The sequence below is a fragment of the Polyangium jinanense genome, from assembly GCF_028435365.1.
Map to the genome: position 1 here is coordinate 55,129 of NZ_JAGTJJ010000042.1, position 18,431 is coordinate 73,559.

At 68.7% G+C, this 18,431-nt stretch carries 13 protein-coding genes; 6 read left to right on the plus strand and 7 right to left on the minus strand.

Annotated features, from left to right (window positions below):
• Positions 1-46 precede the first annotated feature (46 nt).
• Positions 47-958 carry a hypothetical protein gene (locus KEG57_RS39860; protein ID WP_272420936.1) on the plus strand — a complete coding sequence of 304 codons (912 nt, stop codon included), beginning with the start codon at positions 47-49 and terminating at the stop codon, positions 956-958.
• A 19-nt stretch (positions 959-977) separates the two neighbouring features.
• On the opposite strand, the gene KEG57_RS39865 is transcribed toward KEG57_RS39860, so the two are convergent.
• The 5 genes from KEG57_RS39865 to KEG57_RS39885 are packed head-to-tail and all read right to left on the minus strand — an operon-like array spanning position 978 to position 7,166.
• Entirely contained in the window at positions 978-2,270 is a 1,293-nt protein-coding gene (locus KEG57_RS39865) for an acetyl-CoA C-acyltransferase (protein ID WP_276073216.1), read from the minus strand.
• A 13-nt stretch (positions 2,271-2,283) separates the two neighbouring features.
• A complete protein-coding gene (locus KEG57_RS39870) occupies positions 2,284-3,705 on the minus strand; it encodes a 3-oxoacyl-ACP reductase (RefSeq protein WP_272420934.1) in 1,422 nt (473 codons plus the stop codon).
• On the minus strand, positions 3,702-4,592 hold the full coding sequence (locus KEG57_RS39875; protein WP_272420933.1) for a MaoC/PaaZ C-terminal domain-containing protein: 891 nt from the start codon (positions 4,590-4,592) through the stop codon (positions 3,702-3,704). Before KEG57_RS39875 ends, KEG57_RS39870 begins: the two co-directional genes overlap by 4 nt.
• Before the next feature lie 5 nt (positions 4,593-4,597).
• On the minus strand, positions 4,598-6,523 hold the full coding sequence (locus tag KEG57_RS39880; RefSeq protein ID WP_272420932.1) for an acyl-CoA dehydrogenase family protein: 1,926 nt from the start codon (positions 6,521-6,523) through the stop codon (positions 4,598-4,600).
• 4 nt (positions 6,524-6,527) lie between these two features.
• A complete protein-coding gene (locus KEG57_RS39885; RefSeq protein ID WP_272420931.1) occupies positions 6,528-7,166 on the minus strand; it encodes a TetR/AcrR family transcriptional regulator in 639 nt (212 codons plus the stop codon).
• Between the two features lie 186 nt (positions 7,167-7,352).
• Between KEG57_RS39885 and KEG57_RS39890 the strand changes: the two genes are divergently transcribed.
• The 4 genes from KEG57_RS39890 (at position 7,353) to KEG57_RS39905 (ending at position 12,283) form a co-directional block, all read left to right on the plus strand.
• Positions 7,353-9,761, plus strand: a complete 2,409-nt coding sequence (locus KEG57_RS39890; protein WP_272420930.1) for a TonB-dependent receptor domain-containing protein — start codon at positions 7,353-7,355, stop codon at positions 9,759-9,761.
• Between the two features lie 14 nt (positions 9,762-9,775).
• On the plus strand, positions 9,776-10,621 hold the full coding sequence (locus KEG57_RS39895; protein ID WP_272420929.1) for a hypothetical protein: 846 nt from the start codon (positions 9,776-9,778) through the stop codon (positions 10,619-10,621).
• Between the two features lie 10 nt (positions 10,622-10,631).
• A complete protein-coding gene (locus KEG57_RS39900) occupies positions 10,632-11,495 on the plus strand; it encodes a hypothetical protein (RefSeq protein WP_272420928.1) in 864 nt (287 codons plus the stop codon).
• A gap of 185 nt (positions 11,496-11,680) precedes the next feature.
• Positions 11,681-12,283 (plus strand): pilin, encoded by a 603-nt coding sequence (locus KEG57_RS39905; RefSeq protein WP_272420927.1) that lies wholly within the window; start codon positions 11,681-11,683, stop codon positions 12,281-12,283.
• 3 nt (positions 12,284-12,286) lie between these two features.
• Here the strand turns inward: KEG57_RS39905 and lon are convergent, their stop codons facing one another.
• A complete protein-coding gene (gene lon / locus KEG57_RS39910; protein ID WP_272420926.1) occupies positions 12,287-14,698 on the minus strand; it encodes an endopeptidase La in 2,412 nt (803 codons plus the stop codon).
• 170 nt (positions 14,699-14,868) lie between these two features.
• Between lon and KEG57_RS39915 the strand changes: the two genes are divergently transcribed.
• Positions 14,869-16,089 carry a GNAT family N-acetyltransferase gene (locus KEG57_RS39915; RefSeq protein ID WP_272420925.1) on the plus strand — a complete coding sequence of 407 codons (1,221 nt, stop codon included), beginning with the start codon at positions 14,869-14,871 and terminating at the stop codon, positions 16,087-16,089.
• On the opposite strand, the gene KEG57_RS39920 is transcribed toward KEG57_RS39915, so the two are convergent.
• On the minus strand, positions 16,090-18,174 hold the full coding sequence (locus KEG57_RS39920) for a glycoside hydrolase family protein (protein ID WP_272420924.1): 2,085 nt from the start codon (positions 18,172-18,174) through the stop codon (positions 16,090-16,092).
• Positions 18,175-18,431: the final 257 nt, after the last annotated feature.

Genomic DNA, 18,431 nt, shown 5'->3' on the forward strand with positions numbered 1-18,431 from the left:
GCGGCCTCGCTGTACCATGCCGTTTCCCCCGAACACGAGGTCCCCCGTGCTCCGACGACTCCTCTTCCCCATCGCTGGAATCGGCCTCTCCCTGTTCACGATCGCCTGCGGCGGAGGCGCGCAAACGACCCCGCCGCAGACGGCCGCGGACGCGGACGCAAGCACGGACGCGGGCTCGGACAGACCGACGACAAGGGCGAAGCGGACCCCGACGGACCCGGACCTCGGCCGTGACAAGGAGAACCCGGTGCCCCGCTGCGGCCCGGTCGACAGCTACGCGTTCATCTCGGAGTACACGTGCAAGGACGGTTCGCAGCCGCTCGGCGCCGATCCCGAAAAAGGGCGGCAGGCGCGCTCGGGCAACGTCGGCGCGAACCACACGGGGCACATCATCGACAGGTACGTCGTCGAGTGTCCGGACGGCGAGGTCGAGGTCTTCGTCGACATGTACGGCTGCCCGGCCGCGGAGAGAAAGCTCGAGGCGATGAGGGACACGGAAAACCCCTTCGGCCCGCCGGGCGAATCCTTGCCGCGCCCGCGCCTTCTGGCGATCGCCACCGTGTTCAAGAAGATGAGCGAGGCGCCGCTCTCGGAGGCGAGCCGCGAGCACATCTCGAACGCGGTCGCGTGGGCCTCGGCGAGCCCCGACATCGAGGTGACGCTCTGCCCGTGGTTCCGCGATTACATCGACGGCCCGAACCCGAAGAGCCACTCCCCGGTGGCGACGATCCTGCTCGCCTACACGATCCTCGGCGTCGCGGCGCACCAGATCGAAAACCCGCGCGCCGATCCGATAGCCACCCAGGTCGTGGGCTTGCGGACGGCCGTGCGTGTCTATCGGGAGCTCCGGGACGACGGCGCATTCCGCCGCGTGCCCATCCTCGAACAGCTCGACAAGGTCGAGGCCGACGGCAAGCTCGCGGACTGGTTCACCAAGAACGCGAGCTGCGGTCCCTAGTCCCGAGGGGGACGCTCTGTCAATCGATCCGCTCGAGCAGCGCCGCCGCCCCGAGCCCGCCCGCCGCGCAAATTCCGAGAAGCGCCGTCCGTTTGTCCGAACGAACGAGCTCGTTCGCCATCGTCGTCACCATACGCGCGCCCGTCGCGCCGAACGGGTGACCAAGCGCGATCGATCCGCCGTGCACATTGAGCCGTGCCGGATCCACCTCGCCCACGGCCGCGCTCTTGCCGAGCCTCTCGCGCGCGAATGCCGCGCTGCCGAGCATCTTCAACACGCAGAGCACCTGCGCCGCGAACGCCTCGTGCAGGTCCACGAGATCGATCTCGGCGAGCGTGCGCCCGGCCCGGTCGAGCACCTTCGGAATGGCGAGCGCCGGCCCCATGAGCAATTGATCCGCCGGATCGACGCCCACGTACGCCCACGAAGTCAAAGCCGCGCGCGGCTTGTACCCGAGCGCCCGCGCCTTCTCCTCGCTCATCAAGAGCACCGCCGCCGCGCCGTCCGTGAGAGGACTCGCGTTGCCCGCCGTCACCGTGCCGTCTTTTGCAAACACGGGCCGAAGTTTTGCGAGTTTTTCCTCGCTCGTATCGGCGCGCACGAGGCCATCCGCGTGCACCCATTTCCCTTCGGACTCGACCGGCGTGACCTCCTCGTCGAACCGCCCCGACGCCATCGCCGCCGCCGCGCGATGATGCGAGCGCGCCGCGAAAGCGTCCTGCGCCGCGCGAGAAATCTCGTTTCGACGCGCCATCTTCTCGGCCGCCTCGCCCATCACCTCGCCCGTCGTCCGCTCGGCGATCTTCGGCCGCGTCGGCAGGATGTCCGTGAACGGCGCGAGTTTTCCGACCGCGCCGAGAATCGCCTTCGGATCGGCCTTCCCCAGCGCGACCGGCGCGAGCGCGTGCACCACCTTTTGCGGCAGCTTGATCTCCGCATTGCTCGTCGAATCGCTCCCGCCGGCGATCACGATGTCCGCCTCGCCGCGCTCGATCGCCGCCGCCGCGAGCGTCACCGCTTGCAGGCCCGACGCGCACGCCCGCGTCACCGTCATCGCCTCGCAGGCCGGATCGAGCTCTAGATCCAGCGCGATCTCGCGCCCCACGTTCGGCGCCGTCCCCGGCAGGATGACCCCGCCCCACACGATCGACTCGACGTCCCGCCGCCCGAGGTTCGCCTTCTTCAAAAGCCCTCGCGTCGCGGCCACGCCGAGCGCGATCGTGTCGAGCTTCGTGAAATCCGTGAATGCCTTGACGAACGGCGTTCGCAGACCATCCACGACCACCGCCCGCCGCCCTGTTTTTCCAGACATCCCCATTTCCCCTTCACGCGCCGATGAGCGCGCCTCCGCAGACCCGAACCGTCCGCCCCGTGATCCCCGCGGCCCCCGGGCTCGCGAGGAATGTGATGACCTCGGCCACGTCCTCGGGCAAACCACCCTGCCCGAGCGCGGCGAGGCGCCGCCCTGCTTCACGCACCGCCACCGGGATCGCCGCCGTCAACCGCGTCTCGATGAACCCCGGCGCGACCGCATTCACCGTGATGCCCCGCTCCGCCAGGATTGGCGCGAGCCCCGCGACGAACCCGAGGATCCCCGCCTTCGAGGCCGCATACGCCGATTGCCCGACGTTGCCGGCGATCCCCGCAATCGACGACAAGCACACGACACGCCCGCCCTCGCGCATCAGCGGCTCGAGCGCCTCGTGTGTCCGGACGACCGCGCCGAGGTTCACGCCGATCACCTCGTCCCATTGCTTCTCGCTCATGCGCCCGAGCGTCTTGTCCCGCGTGATCCCCGCGTTGTGCACGACGACGTCGAGCCCGCCGAGCTCCCGCACCACATCCGCGATCCGCGCGGTCGCATCGTCCGCCCCGAGATCCACGAGCAGCGCCGAGCCTTGAATCGATCGCGCGAGCTGGCTCGTCGGCCCATCGTCGCCCGGTCTGTCCAGACAGACGACGTGCGCCCCCTCCTCGGCGAGTCGCCGCGCCGTCGCCGCGCCGATGCCCCGCGCCGCGCCCGTCACAACCGCGACCTTCTTTTCGAGCGGCCGCACGAACGGCGGTTTTTCGTCGGACACCTTCGTCCGTGCATCGACCACGAACGGCTGAGCCGAGACGAACGCCGATCGCGGCGAAAGCAAGAATCGAAGCACCGGCCCGAGGCGCGCCTCGGCGCCTTTCTCCACGCGCACGAGGTTCGCCGTCGCGCCCCCGCGGCCGATCTCCTTGGCCACGCTCCGGACGAACCCTTCGAGCGCGGCTTGCGCGGCCGCCGCCGCGGGCCCATTCCCGCTCGGCCGCCCGAGCACGAGCACGCGGCCCGACCGCGCGAGGCGGCTGACCAGCGGGTGAAACGTCTCGTAAAGGGCGCGAAGGCCGGCGACGTCCCGGAGCCCCGTCGCATCGAAAACCACGCCCGCGACACGCTCGTTGTCCCCGAGCGCCGAAAGCGCGCGCGCAGGCCTGCCGTAGGCTTCGCCCGGCTCCACGAACGCGGACGCGATCGAATCGGACCCGGTCGAGTACGCATTCGCGCCCGCCGCCGCGAGCGTCTCCGCAATCACGGGCGCGAGCTCGGCGCCCGCCGACGCGCCCACGACCACACTCGCGTCCGCGAGGGGCCTCTCGCGCCACGGCCCGCGCGCGCGCCGGAGCGGCACCGGCAGCGGAATGGGCAAACCAAGCGCATTCACGACCGCCCGCGCCCGGGCGTTCCTACCAATCTCGAGCAAAACGTCACTCATGATCCCTTCTCCGCCTCGAAGTGACCTTCCAGATAACTTCCGCCCCCATGGGCGTCTCCCACCCAGATCCCGCGATTCTGATCGACGTACACGCCGACCCGCGCGGGCAGGACGAGCGGCCGGGTGAACCGCACGTCGATGGTTTGCAGCCGGCTCGGATCCCCCGCGAGCCGCGCCCGGTTCAAGGCCTCGACCGCCCGCGCGAGCGTCGAGAACCCGTGCAGGATGCACGACCGGAAGCCCGCCGCGCGCGCATACGGCGCGATCCAGTGGATCGGATTAAAATCGCCGGTGAGCTTCGCGAAGTCGAGCCCCGCGCTCTCCGGGATGCGGGAAAACGCGATTTCACGCGCGTCCGCCGGCACCGTCGGCCGCGCCTTCTTCTCCTTGCCTTCGCGCTTCTCGAGCGGAATGAACGTGCGCATCTCGGCCACGAGCGCCATGCCCGCGCTCTCCGTGCCCGTCTCGATCACCTGCGTCACGAGCGCGCGGTGGCCGTCGTCGTCCACACGATCGATCCGCGCCCGCACGCGGAGCGGCTCGTTTGCCGGCAACATCGCGCGTTGCTCGATCCGACAGCCCGCATTCACCACGCGGCTCAGCGGATACGGCAGCACCGCGAGCGCCCGCGCCGCGAGGGGAAATCCCCATTGCGGAAACATGTGCGCCGGCAAGCGTCCGCGATACCACGCGGGATCGCCGCCCACGTGCCGCACGTAATCGCGCACGAGCTCCGCGGGCCGCGGCGGAATCTCCTCCTCCAGCCACCCGCCCCGCTCCGGATCGATCCCGCTCGCCGGCCGACGCACGAGCGACGCGAGCGCCGCCTGCCCCATTCCTTTCAGCACCGGGAGCTGCGAAAGCACGTGTTTCGTCGAGACACCCATGGGTTTTACTCCGCGGCGACGGCCTGCTTTTCGGCCTCGGGCGAGAGCATCGCGAGGATACGTCCGCCCGTCGTGGTGATTTCCTCGTGAAGCGCGCGCGCCCGGAGCTCGGCCCGATCGAGATACCTCTCGGCAAGCTCCCGCCGCCCCGGATGTTTTTTCGCCTGCGCGACCAGAATCTCCGCGATGGCCTCGTCCGCGAGGAGGCGAATGAGCCGCTCGGCGTGCAACATCGCGAGCGAAAAATCCCGTTTTGGATCCCAGCCCTTCGTCAAGGCGTCGGGCCAGGACGCAAACGGCACGACCGTCAGCGTCCGCAGCTTGCCCGCCGCGGTGCGCGTGAGGAGGTGCTGCTGCGCCGAAAGCGAATACCCCTGCACCCGCGCGAGGCGCCGATCGAGCTCGTCTTTCCCCGTCAACGCGCCGAGCCGCGCGTCCGCGATCCGCGCGAGGAAATCACGCGGCCGCTTGATGGCACCGAGCAGCGTGTCCTTCATGGCCATGAGCGCCTGGATCTGGCTCGTCCCCTCGTAAATGGGCATCACGAGCGCGTCGCGCAAAAGCTTCTCCGCGCCGTAATCCTTCGTGTACCCGACGCCGCCGTGGATCTGGATCGCGCGCCGGGCAATCTCCACGGCCTTCTCCGCGGCCAGGTATTTCAAGAGCGGCGTGAGCCTGCGCGAACGCGCGCGCCACCGCGGCAGCTCGCGCGCCACGCGCTCCCGCTCGGCCGGCCCGAGCCCCGCCGAGAATCGCTCGAAGAGCACGAGCTTCTGCGCCATCTCCTCGCTGTACGCCGCGTCCACCGCGAGCGCCCTGAGCCCCTGGATGTCCGTGCGCATCTCGTCGAGGTAATCGGCGATCATCTCGTGCCGCGCGATCGGCTTCCCCATCGAGCGCCGCTCCTCGGCATACGACTTCGCCAGGCGATACGCGGACTCCGCGAGCCCGATGCTCTCGAACCCCACGCCGACGCGCGCGTTGTTCATGAGCACGAGCATGTACTTGAATCCCTCGCCGCGCTTGCCGACGAGCTCCCCCGGCACGTTCTCGAACGAAAGCGCCGCCGTCACCGAGCCGTGGTGCCCGAGTTTTTCCTCGACCCGATCGATCGTCACGTACCGCTTGCGCGTCCCATCCGGCAGATCGTCATAAGCCTTGACGAGGAACATCGACAGACCGCCGAGCCCCGCGAACGGATCGTCCGGGTTCTTCGCGTCCTCGGTCCGCGCGATGACGAAATGGTATTTTCCGTGCCCCGACGTGATGAAAATCTTTTGGCCCGAGAGATACCAGCGCCCATCGGCCCCGAGCTCCGCGCGCGTGCGCAGCGCGGCCATGTCGCTGCCCGCGTTCGGCTCCGTGATATCCATGCAGCCCCACGCGTCTCCGCGGGCGATTTCCTCGATCGCGCTCGCGAAACGCGTGGACTCGATCCGCCCGCGCGCCGGGTCGAGCGCCGTCGATCCCTCGTAGATCGAATACGCGAGCATGGCCATCGCCATCCCGCCGTGGAACGAGTGATGCGTCATCACCGACACGTCGGCGCGCGCGATCATCTCGCCGGAGAGGAAATACAGAAGCAGCGGCGCATTCAGCCCCCCGAGCTCCCGCGGCAAACACAGCCTGTGCAGCTCCGCCGCCTTGATCGCCTCGAAGATCTGGTTCATCGCCGGCCCGGCGATCGCCTCGCCGTCTTCGAGGTGCGTGTCCTCGCGATCGATCGCGGCAGCGCGCGTCGCGATCTGCTCGGCCGCGAGCGCGCCCGTCGATTCGGCGACTTCGCGATAGAAGGCCACGGCCTCCTGGGGCGTCTTGAAGCCGTCCTCGGTTCGATAGCCGAGCTCGGTCACCTCCACGAGCGGAGCCCAGTCGACACCTTCCTCGAAATGGAACCGCAGGTCGTCGTTGTCGGTGAAGAAATTGGCCATGGATTCACCTTTTCGGAAGGGCCCCGCCGCGCGGCCGGGCGGGGGTAAACAAGCTCGCGCGCGCGATCCGAGCGAGCTCCTTGTCGCTGCGGGCGCGCGCGTCGTCGTCGAGCGCCCCTTGCATCACGGACGCCGTCGCGACCGCGGAGATGACGAACAGCATCACGTGCAGCACGTACGCCTCCGGATCGACGTCGGCGTGGTGTTTTCCCGCGGCCTGCCCGGAGCGAATGTACCCCGCGACCGCCTCGAGCCACGGACGCACCGGCCCTCGCAAGAGCTTCCGCATCTCGGCAGGCCGATCGAGCGCCTCGCGCAAGACGACCCGCGCGCGATCCGGATCCGCGGCGAAGAACCCGGAAAGCTCGCCAAACACCGCCTCGAACCGATCCTCGCTCGCCGCCGCCGCGAGCAAGAGCCGCGGCAACGTATCATTCCAGTGCGCGAGGATCGCGCCGAGGACCGCCTGACGCAGGTGCTCCTTTGACGGGAAATGGTGCAGCACCGCCTGCTTCGTCAACGAGACCTCGTCCGCCACCGCTTGCAGGCTGGTCGCGTCGAAGCCTTGCGCCGCGAAGAGGCGCGTCGCCGCGGCAACGATGGCGCGCGGCACGTCGGGGTCGGGAGATCGAGCCAGAACCATCCGGTCAGGACTTCCCTACCAGTTGGTAAGCGGCCGGTCAAGTGCGGTCTTACGTGCCGCGTCATGAAGCCGGGGCGTGACACGGGCGTACGTCTGCCGGCCGATCCAACGGCCGTTCCACGAGGACGCGAAATGGGTAGCACGACAAGCAATGCTCGTGCTACCAGCTCGGGACGAGATCCTCGCTTGCGTCCGCGCCTCCTTTTCCCTTCGTCCCTCCTCCTTCTGGCATGGCTCGTCGCCTTGCCCGCGCGCGCGCACGACGAGGTCACGCCACCCGTGCCGAAGAGCCAGCCCGCGCCGACGTGGCCCGAAGGCCGCGCGGAGGCGCACGACGTGATCGTCCCGCTTTTGATCACCGTCGGCCCCGACGGCCGCGCCGTGGCGATCGAGATCGAGGCGAGCGTCTCGCCGGCCTTCGACGCCGAGGCGCTCCGCGCCGCGGCGCAGTGGACGTTCGAGCCCGCGCGCCAGAACGGAACGCCCGTGAAGGCGCGGATCCGGATGATCGCCCGATTCGAGGGCGTGACCGCGGTACCACCGGACAAACCAGCGGACAAACCCGCGCCCGGCCTCCTGGATCCGCCCCCGCATTCGCATCCGCATCCGCCGCCGCCCCCGCCTCCGCGCCCGATTGCCGTGACCGTTCGCGGCGAAGGCCCGCCGCGCAGCGCCTCCGAGGTCGTGCAAAAGCGCGACGTCCTCGCGGCGGCGCCGCATCGCACGGCGAGTGATCTCCTGCGCGTGGTTCCCGGCGTTTTCATCACGCAGCACGGCGGCCAGGGCAAGGCACATCAGATTTTTTTGCGTGGCTTCGACGCGGCCCACGGGCAGGATCTCGAGCTCCGCGTCGCGGGCGCGCCCGCGAACGAGGTCTCGAACATTCACGGCCAGGGTTATGCCGACCTGCATTTCGTGATGCCCGAGGTCGTGAAGAGCGTCCGCGCGAAGGCCGGGCCCTACGACCCGCGGCAGGGCGATTTCGCGGTCGCGGGAACCATCGAAATGGATCTCGGCCTCGCCGAGACGGGTTTTACCTCGTCCCTCGGGCTCGGCACCTACGGCGAGCGGCGCCTCTTCCTCGCGTATCGCCCCCAAGGCACGACCGAAGCGACCTTCGCGGCCTTCGAGGCGCAAAGCACCGACGGATTCGGCCCCTCGCGCGCCGCGCGCCGCGCCTCCGCGATCGCCCAGCACGTCTTTCCGATCAGCACGAGCCTCTCGGCCCGCGTGATGGCCTCGGCCTACGCGGCGCGTTTTTCCTCGCCGGGCGTGCTCCGCCGCGACGACATCGAGCGTGGCCTCGTCGATCGATTCGCGACCTACGACGCGCGCCAGGGCGGCGACTCGACCCGCATCCAGGTCGTCCTCTCCCTCGATCACGATGACGACAGCGGCAAAGCGCGCTTCTCCTTCACGCCCTACTTCGTCGCGCGTGGCCTCCGGCTCCGCGCCAATTACACGGGCTTCCTCCTCGACCCGGTCGACGGCGACGCGCAGCAGCAGATCAACGAGGCGACGACGTTCGGTTTGTCCACGCATTACCACCGGAAGACGCCGATCTTCTCCCCCGAGGACTCCCTCGAAATCGGCGTCCAGGCCCGGGGCGACACGATCGAGCAATCGCAGCGCCGCCTCTCGGTCGTCACCGATCGCGTCATGGAAACGCGCGTCGATGCCCGCGCACGCGCCGCCGACGTGGCCGGATACGTCGACGCCTCGCTCCGGCCGCTCCGCCGCGTGGTGATCCGCGGCGGCGTGCGCGTGGACGGGCTTTTTTATGGCGTCACGGACCTCGCCACGGGCGAAGGCGCGGGAGCGGCGCGCGCGGCCATGGGCGCGCGCGTGGGAGGCAAAGCGACGGTCGACGTCACCTTGATCCCGGGCCTGCACGCGGTCGCGAGTTATGGCGACGGCTTTCGCTCCCCGCAGGCCCGGACCCTCGGCGACGGCGAACGCACGCCCTTCACCACCGTGCGCTCCTTCGAGGCGGGCATTCGTTATGCCGACGGCGACCGCATGCGCGCGAACCTCGCCGTCTTTCACACCCGCCTCTCCGACGACCTCGTCTTCGACGAAAAGGCCACCGCCTACGAACGCGTCGCCGCCACGCAGCGCACCGGCTTTTCGCTCGATTTCGTCCTCCGTCCGCGCGCGTGGATCGTCGAGAGCGGCAGCGTCACGTATACCCGCGCATCCTTCACAGCGGGCCCCGATATCGGCTCGCTCGTCCCCTACACGCCCCAGCTCGTCGCGCGCACCGACGTCGCGCTCACGCCTCGCCTCGCCCGCCTTTTCCGTCGGGATCTCGTGGGCAAGATCGGCGTCGGCCTCGCCTACCTCGGCGTTCGGCCTTTGCGTTTCGCCGAGGTTGGCCGGGACATCTTCCTCGCCGACGCCACGATCGGCGCGCGGCTGCGCGAGGTCGAGATCGAGCTCGACGTCTACAACCTGCTCGACGCGAAATGGTACGACGGCCAGTTCACCTACGCTTCGAGCTTCACGCGCGGCGCGGCGCCTTCGCTCGTTCCGCTCCAGCATGTGACGGTCGGCGCGCCGCTCACCTTGATGGGCACCTTGTCCCTCCACCTCTAGAATCCGAGGAGTACATGAAGCTCTCCATGGTTCGCCTGGGCCTCTCCTCCGCCGCCGGGTTTTTCCTGGTCGGCCTCTCCCTCGCCACGGGCGCCCTCGCCTCCGCCTGCGGCCCCGCCGAAACCACGAGCGGCAAGCGTGTCGCCTTGCAGACGCGTATCGTCGCCGACGACGGGATCGACGCGCCGTTCGTCAATGCCTACGGCTGGTCGATCCGCCTCTCGCTCGCCGCCGTCTCCATCGGCCCGCTCTATTACTTCAATGGCGCGCCGATCTTCTCGGCCGCCGCCGCGCCACCGCGCCCGGGCGATACGTTCGCACGCTTCCTCGGCCTCGGCGTGGCCCACGCGCACCCCGGCCATTACCAGGCCGGCGACGCGATGGGCCAGGTGCTCGTCTCGTCCTCGGTGGACCTCGCGAAAGGCCCCGCGGACCTCCCGCCCGGCGATGGCGTGGCCGGCCTTTATCGCTCCGCCCGCTTCTCGTACGAGCCCGCGCCCACGGGCGACGCGAAGGACACGCTCGCGGGGCACGTCGTCGTGCTCGAAGGCGAGGCGCAGAAAGACACGCTGACACGAATCTTCCGCGTCGAGGCCGACGCCGCCGACATCCTCGACGCTTACGGCGAGCCGCGCCTCGAAGGATGCGCCTTCGAGGGCGAGCCCGACGTGCAAAACGACGGCACCATCACGATTCACATCGCGCCGAGTGTATGGCTCGATCAGGCCGAATTCGACGCGGTTCCGGAGAGCGCGGACGGTTCGCCCGTGGTCCTGCCGCGGGACGGCCTGGCCTTCCGTGCCATCACGCGCGGCTTCAAAAAAGGGTCCGCCGTGACCTTCGCGTATTCGACACCTTGAGGAGAATCCCATGAAACGACTGTCTGGAATGACGCACCTTTGCTTCGCCGCCGCGCTCCTCGCCGGTTGCGGCGCCGAAGAGCCCGCGGGCACGGGGGACGTGGCGATCACGACCTGGGGCGAGGGGTACATCGAGGAGGAAATCCCGGCGTCCGACTTCGAGGACGGCTGGAGCATCAAATTCTCGAAATTCCTCGTGGTGCTCGGCGGCGTGCGCATCGCCGACGATACCGGGGCGATCGGCGCCGAGCTGAAGACCACGAAAATCGTCGATCACGTGGCCCCGGGGGTCAAGCCGCTCGTCACGTTCGAGGACCTCGAGGCCAAACCGTGGACGAACGTCAGCTTCGAGGTTCGCCCCGCGGGGGGCGATACCGAGCTCGGCGACGGCGCGACCGCGGCCGACCTCGACGCAATGAAACAAAGCAAATACGCCATCTGGGCCGAGGGCGAGGCCACGCAGGGCGCCGTGAAAAAGACGTTCCGCTGGGGCTTCGGCGTGCCCACGGCATACACCGAATGCAAAGGCGAGAAAGACGGCCGTGAGACCGTCGGCGTCCTCATCACGAACGGCGGCATCGACAACGTGGAGCTCACGATCCACGGCGATCACCTCTTCTACGACGACCTGCAATCGCCGAACGCGAAGTTGCGCTTCAACGCTCTCGCCTCGGCGGACACGGACAACGACGGCGAAGTGACGCTCGCCGAGCTCGCGGCCAAGAAGCTCGTGGACATCGATCCCGCGGACGGCGCCTATGGCACGGGCGCGGCTGGCGACGTGAACGACCTCGGCGCGTTCGTCACGGACCTCTCCCGCACCGTGGGGCATTTCCGCGGCGAGGGCGAGTGCATCGCGACGGATCCGAAATGACGTTCCCCCTGCCGGAAATGGTCACCCCTCGCCCTTCGGGTGACATTTTTCGTCACCGGGGCGTGACGCACCGCAGCGCCTGCGGATGGCGCGCTCCGCTTTCTTGCATCGAAGCGCAGGATAAAGGACGATACGCGGATGGCACGTGGCGTGCTTGACGCGCGCTCTCCGGGGGAACGAGGAACATGAAACGGCGGAGGGAGGGTCGAGGGTTTACCTTGGTCGAGCTGATGATCGTGGTCGCGATCATCGGCGTCCTGGCAGCGCTCGCCATTTTCGGCGTGCGGCGTTACCTCGCGGCGGCGAGGGTCAGCGAAGCGAAGCAGACCATCGGCGCCATCGCCCGTGGCATTGCAATGCTCACCGAGCGCGCCGCGAAGAGCGAGGTCCTCCCCCTCGGCAGCCTCTCGGAGGCGAGCACCACGACCTGGTGCCCCGAATGCGGCGGCACCATGCTCTGCGTCGCGCCGCAAAACGTCCCCGCGGCCCGGAAATACCAGCCCGAAAACCTGAGCGGCAAGGACTTCGACCAGTGCTGCTGGCGCTGCGTCCGCTTCGGCCTCGATGACCCGACGTATTACCAATATCGGTATTCCGTGGGTCAAGCATATCTCGGCCCGCCCCTCGGCGGGCCCGACCCCGGCGCCACGGGCGTCGAGGTCGCCGCCGTGGGCGACCTCGACGGCGACCAATCCGTCAGCACGTTGACGCTCACCGCCACACGCGACGCGCCCACCGGCCAGCTCCGCTTTTCCACGCAGGTCTTCGTGGCGAACGAAGACGAGTGATCGTCACGCCGCCCGCGGCGTCTCCACCTCCACCGGCCAGGCGGCCGCAGGCACCGCGCGCAAAGCGATCGTCAGCACCTCGTCGAGCGTCTCCACGAGGTGGAAATGCAGTGACCGCAGCACCTCCTCGGGCAGATCCTCGAGCTCGGCTTCATTGTCCCGCGGCAGGATGATCTCCGGAATGCCCGCCCGATGCGCGCCGAGCACCTTTTCCTTCACGCCGCCGATCGGCAAGACCCGCCCGCGCAGCGTGATTTCCCCGGTCATCGCGACATCACGCCGGACGCGTTTGCCCGAGAGCGCCGACACGATCGCCGTCGCCATCGTCACGCCCGCGCTCGGCCCGTCCTTCGGAATCGCGCCGGCGGGGACGTGGACGTGGATGTCCCGCCCCTCCAGCCGCTCCCGCGGCACGCCGAGCGCCGCGCTGTGCTCGCGTGCATATGTCAGCGCCGCGCGCCCGCTCTCTTTCATGACGTCGCCGAGTTGCCCCGTCAGCGCGAGCTCGCCCTTGCCCGGAACGATGCTCGCCTCGACGTGCATGATATCGCCGCCCTCCTGCGTGTAATACATGCCCGTGGCGACCCCGAGTTCGTCTCGATCGAGCGCGGTCGTGGGCCGCATGCGTGGGCGCCGGAGGAGCGCCCGGACGTCCGCCACCGTCTCGACCAGCACCCGCTGCGCCGCGCCCGTCGCAATACGATGGGCCGCTTTTCGCGCCAAGGAGCCGATCGCCCGTTCGAGCTGCCGCACGCCCGCCTCGTGCGTGTAACTCGTGATGACGTCGAGCAGCGCCGTGTCCGACACGACGAGCTGCTCCTCTTCGAGCGCGCACTCACGCCGCTGCCGCGGGAGCAGATACCGCCGGGCAATCTCGAGCTTTTCGATCTCGGTGTATCCCGGAAACGTGATCGTCTCCATGCGATCGAGCAGCGGCGCCGGAATGCCCTCGCGCAGGTTCGCCGTGCACACGAAAAGGACCTCCGAAAGGTCGAACGGCAAACCCAGGTAATGGTCGACGAACGTCACGTTCTGCGCCGGATCGAGCACTTCCAGGAGCGCCGCCGCCGGATCGCCCTGGTACGAAACGCCGAGTTTGTCGATCTCGTCCAGCGTGAAGACGGGGTTCTTCGAGCCCACGCGCCGCATGCCCTGCAGGATGCGGCCGGGCATCGCGCCGACGTACGTGCGCCGGTGCCCGCGGATATCGGCCTCGTCGCGCGCGCCGCCGAGCGAGACGCGGATGTATTTGCGACCCATCGCCCGCGCGATGCTCTCCGCGATGCTCGTCTTTCCCGTGCCGGGCGGACCGAGGAAGAGCAGGATCGGCCCGCGCGCCGCCCGCTGTGCCCGCTCGGGCGCCGAAATCTGCCCCTTCAGGCGCAATTTGATCACGCTGAGCAGCTCGAGCACCCGGTCCTTCACGTCGCCGAGGCCGTAATGGTCCTCGTCGAGGATCTGCCGCGCCATTTCCAGATCGACGTGGTCGTCCGTCCGCCGATTCCACGGCAAATCGCCGACCCATTCGAGCCAGCTCGTCACGACCTGCGCCTCGGGCGAAGTCTCCCGGCTCATCCGCCGCAGCCGCCCGAGCTCGCGCCGCACCTCCTCGCGCACCTCGATCGGCAGATCCGCCGCGTCGATCTTCTTCTCCAGCCGATCCGCGATGCCCGCCTCGTCCTCCTCGCCGAGCTCTTTCTGGATCGCCTTCAATTGCTCGCGCAGATAAAGCTCCCGCTGCCTTTCGCCGAGCTCCTCCTGCACCGTCGTCCGGATCTTCTCCTGCGTCTCGGCGATCCCGATTTGCCGATGCAAATGCACCGTGAGCGCGCGCAGCCGCTCCACGGTCCGCAAGGTCTCCAGGAGGCCCTGTTTCTCGGCCACCGGGAGATCGAGGTAAAACGCGACGTGATTCGCGAGCGCGCTCGGATCCTCGACGCCGCCGAGGAACTGCTCGAGCGCCTCTTTCGGCGCACCGCGGCGCTTGCCGTACTCGATCGCCCGCTCGCGCACCTCGCGGGCGAGCGCGAGCACGACCGCCTCCTCCCCCGGGCGGCGAGGCAGATCGGCGAGCTCCACGCAAGCCGCGCGCAGGATCCCGTCCTCCGTGACGTATCGCAGCGCCGTGGCGCGGCGCTCGCACTGCAAGACGAGCGAGAGCCCTGTCCCCAGACGCTGGACCTGGGCGATCCGTCCGATCACGCCGACCGCGAAAAGACTGCTCTCCGTGGGCTCTTCCGAGGTGTCACGTTGCGCGACGGCGAAGACACGCTTGTCCTCCCCGTCTGCGCGAAGCGCTATCTCCACCGCGCGCAAGGTCTTCAGCCTTCCTGCGGTGATCGGCGTCGCGAGCCCGGGAAACAGCACCGTGTCGCGCAGCGGTAGGACGGGCAGGGTGAACCGTTCGGCCATCATTTCCCCCGGATTTGGCGGTCAGATCGACGTTTGCGAGGGCCGTGCCATCGGGGACGTCACCGTTCGTCCACCAAGAACGCCACCGATGCCCCTCCTCCGCGCCCGGGAGACACACGGAGCACGGAGCGAGCGCGCGGGCGCGGCGAATGATGTGGTAGGTTCGTCCCGCCATGACCATCGAGATTCGCCTTCTCGGCCCCGAGCACGCGGACGAGTTTGCCCATCCCATCCTTACGGCCTTTGGCCTCCCGCCCTCGCCCGAGCGCGCGGAACGATCCCGGCGGCTCCCCGAGTTCGTCACACGGATCGGGGCCTATGACGGCAATGCGATCGTCGGCAGCGCCGGCGCGTTCGCCTTCGACTTCAGCACGCCCGGCGGCGGCACCGTGCCCACGTCGGGCCTGACGATGGTCGCAGTGATGCCGACGCACCGGAGGCGCGGCATCCTGCGCAAGCTCATCGAGCGACAGCTCGCCGACGCGCGCGACCGCGGACAGCCCATCGCGGCGCTCTGGGCGACCGAGGCGACGATTTATGGTCGCTTCGGGTACGGGATCGCCGCGTTCTCGGGCGACGTATCGATCGAGCGCGACCGATCCGCATTCGTGGGCTCGCCCGTCCCCTTTGAAGCGCATTTCGTGAGCGAAGCGGAGGCGCTCGAACGCATGCCGCCCCTCTACGAGCGCGCGCGCCGCGCAGCCCCGTGCATGCCGTCGCGCTCGCCCCTGTGGTGGAGCCTTCGGAGGCTTCTCGATGTGGAGTCGACGCGGGCCGGATCGGGGCCGCTGCAGCGCGTGATCGTCAAGGTCGACGGCCGCGACGAGGGGTATGCGCTTTACCGCACCCGCCTCGAAATGACGGCCCCGCAGATCCCGGTCGTCACGGTGACGGTACAGGAGGCGATGGGCGCGTCGCCCGCGGGCACGCGCGCCGTGTGGCGGTACCTCTGCGACATCGATCTCGCGACGCGGATCAACGCCACGTGTTTATCCCCGGATCACCCGCTCTTCCTCCTGCTCGCGGAGCCGCGGCGCATGCATTACCGCACCTACGACTCGGTGTGGGTCCGCATCGTGGACGTGCCTCGGGCGCTCGCAGCGCGACGTTATGGCGCGGAGGGCTCGATCGTGATCGAGGTCGACGACGAATTCTGCCCGTGGAACACGGGTCGGTATCGGCTCGACGCGGCCACCTCGCACGTGACGCGGACCGAGGACCCCTGTGATTTGCGGGTCTCGGCCGCGGCGCTCGGATCGGCATACCTCGGCGGTTTTTCGTTCTCGCGCCTCGCGGAGATCGGAGGCGTCATTCCGCGGACCGAGGGCGCGCTCGAGCGCGCCGATCGCATGTTCGTCGGGTCGCGCCTCCCGTATTGCCCCGAAATCTTCTGATTACTGCGGCATCCCCTGCTGCGGCGGCGGGGGCGGGCCCGGCGGCCTCGGGCCCCGGCCGCCCGGGGGCCTCAAACCCTTGGGAAAACGAGGCCTCGGCGGCCCGTCGTCCGGCCCCCCGCTCATCGGCACGCGGCGCGGGCCTTTCATTGCTCCCTCCTCGGCCGGATCCTCGGCGCGTGACATCAGCGGTTCGTCCGCGCCCTCGCGATCGTCGCCGCCGGCCCGGTCTTCGGCCTCGGCCTTCTTGTCGTCAGCCTCGGAATCGAAGGCGAGCCGCTCTGCGAGCGGCATCTCGGGCAGCTCGAGCAGCGCACCGTCCCCGAGAAACGGCAGGATGTTGATGTACGCGTTCATGGCGTGACAAACGGAGTCTGTCCGGACGTACCGTTCCCGAACGCTCCAGAACACGCCGCCCGCGGCCGCCTTCCGGTTCTTCACCACGAAATCGTTCTCGGGCGCGTAGGTGTATTGCATGATCTGCCGAACGGCGGCGACCACGGCGTCCTTGTAGGCGTCGCAGTTCTCCTTGCCCTTGTCCCGGCAGAACATGAATACCTCGCTCATGACCTCGGCGAGCCAGCCCGTGCCGCTGCTCGAAAGCGAGCCCTTCCAGCGCCCGTGCCGGTAGGCGTCCTCGGGACGCTTCCATTGCCGCCCGAGGAGCTCGCGCGAGCAGCGGAAGACCATGTCCTCGATGCGTTTGTCGCCGGTGGCCTTGGCGAAATCGAGCAGCGAGAGGACGAGCCAGGAGCTCGAAATCGGGTTCGGCTTGCGGTACTCGTCGCCGACGTAGCAGCCCTGCGTTTCTACCTTCTGGGCGAGGTACATCGCCGTCGTCGCGGCGGCGTCGAGGTACTTCTTGTCCTTCGTCGCGCGGTTCAAACGCGAGAGCGCCGAGAGGACCTGCCCGGTATAAAGCGTCGACTCCTTCGCCTGCACCGCCCAGGGCCCGCCCTCGTGCTGGCTCAACGACGCGCGCACGGCGCCCGTGGGAAGCTGCATTGAAATGAGCCAATCCCCGGCCTTGCGCGCGGCGTCCATGTACTTCGCTTCCTTCGTCAGCGCGTGAAGCTCGAGCAGCGTGAAGATCGTCTTCGACGTCGTGCCGACGACCAGCTTTCGCTCGGGTTTGCCGCGCTTCAGATCGAGCGTGTAGAAAAACCCGCCCGCGGTGTGGTCGCGCTCGTCGCGGCTCTGCATCGAAAGAAGGAATTCGGCCGTGCTCTTCGTCTGGTCGAGCAGGCTCTTGTCCTTCTTCATCGCGTGGAGCTTGAGCAGCGTGAAGCCCGTCGAGGCCGTGTAAATCGTGTGGAGCTCGGGCTCGAACGCATCCGCCGGGGCGTGATAGTACTTGTGCGCCCCCTTGTGCTCGGCGTCGAGGATGCGGAGCAGATACGCTTGCCCCTCGTCGATGCGCTTCGTGAGCAGCGCCTTGTCGAACGATCGGAGCGGGACGAGGCCGTGATCGAGCTCGAGCCCCTTGCCCTCGTGTTCGAGGATCGACATGCCGTGGTCGGGCAGCTCGATGGCGAGCCGCGTCGTCCCGAGCGCCTCCTTCGTCCCGCCCCCGGAAGCGACGGCGCGCCGCGTCGCTTCCTTGAGCGTCACGCATAAGGACGTGTCCGACGCTTCGCCGCGCGCCACCTGGGCGCCATCGCGATATCCCCACACGACGGCGCGAAATGGCTTGGGCGATGTCACGGGAAGCTCGCAGGCCACGCTCTCCCCTTCCTTTTCGATCGCCGCGACCTTTCGCGCGAAGCCGAGCACGCGATCGCGAAAGACCTGATTCTCGAGCGGCGCGCCCGCATTGTCGGGGCCCGTGATCTTCGGGTCCGGCACCTTCGGCAGGTTCTCGGTGATCTTCGCGTCGAAGCGGTCGTCGTGCAGGTCCGGCCCGCGGACGCGCGCCTTCTTCTTCTCGGGCGCAATCGCCGCGCTCGCCGTGCCGCTCGGAGCCGGCGCCGCCTCGCTCTCCTTGCCGCTGTCGCGGTTGCAGCCCGCTGCGCCGACGAGGGACAACGCCGCCGCGGAGGCGAGCGCCGAGAACCAGGCTATCGAAATGGGGCTTCTCTGCCGCATGGAATGGTCCTGAAGGGAACTCCGACCCTTACCAAGGATCGCGGACCTGCGCAAGGCAGCACGAAATCGCCGCACGCCCCAGGCGTCCCCCGGGGACGGAGCGTCCGCGACACCGCAGCAGATATTTTGCACCCATACGGACAGCAGGTTTTCGCCATTGACGCAACGCACGACATCGTTGTGCGACATGTATGCCCATCGGCGCTCGCAAGTGTGGTGCGGCGGCGCCTTGACGTCCCCCGGATGCGTCGGTTAGG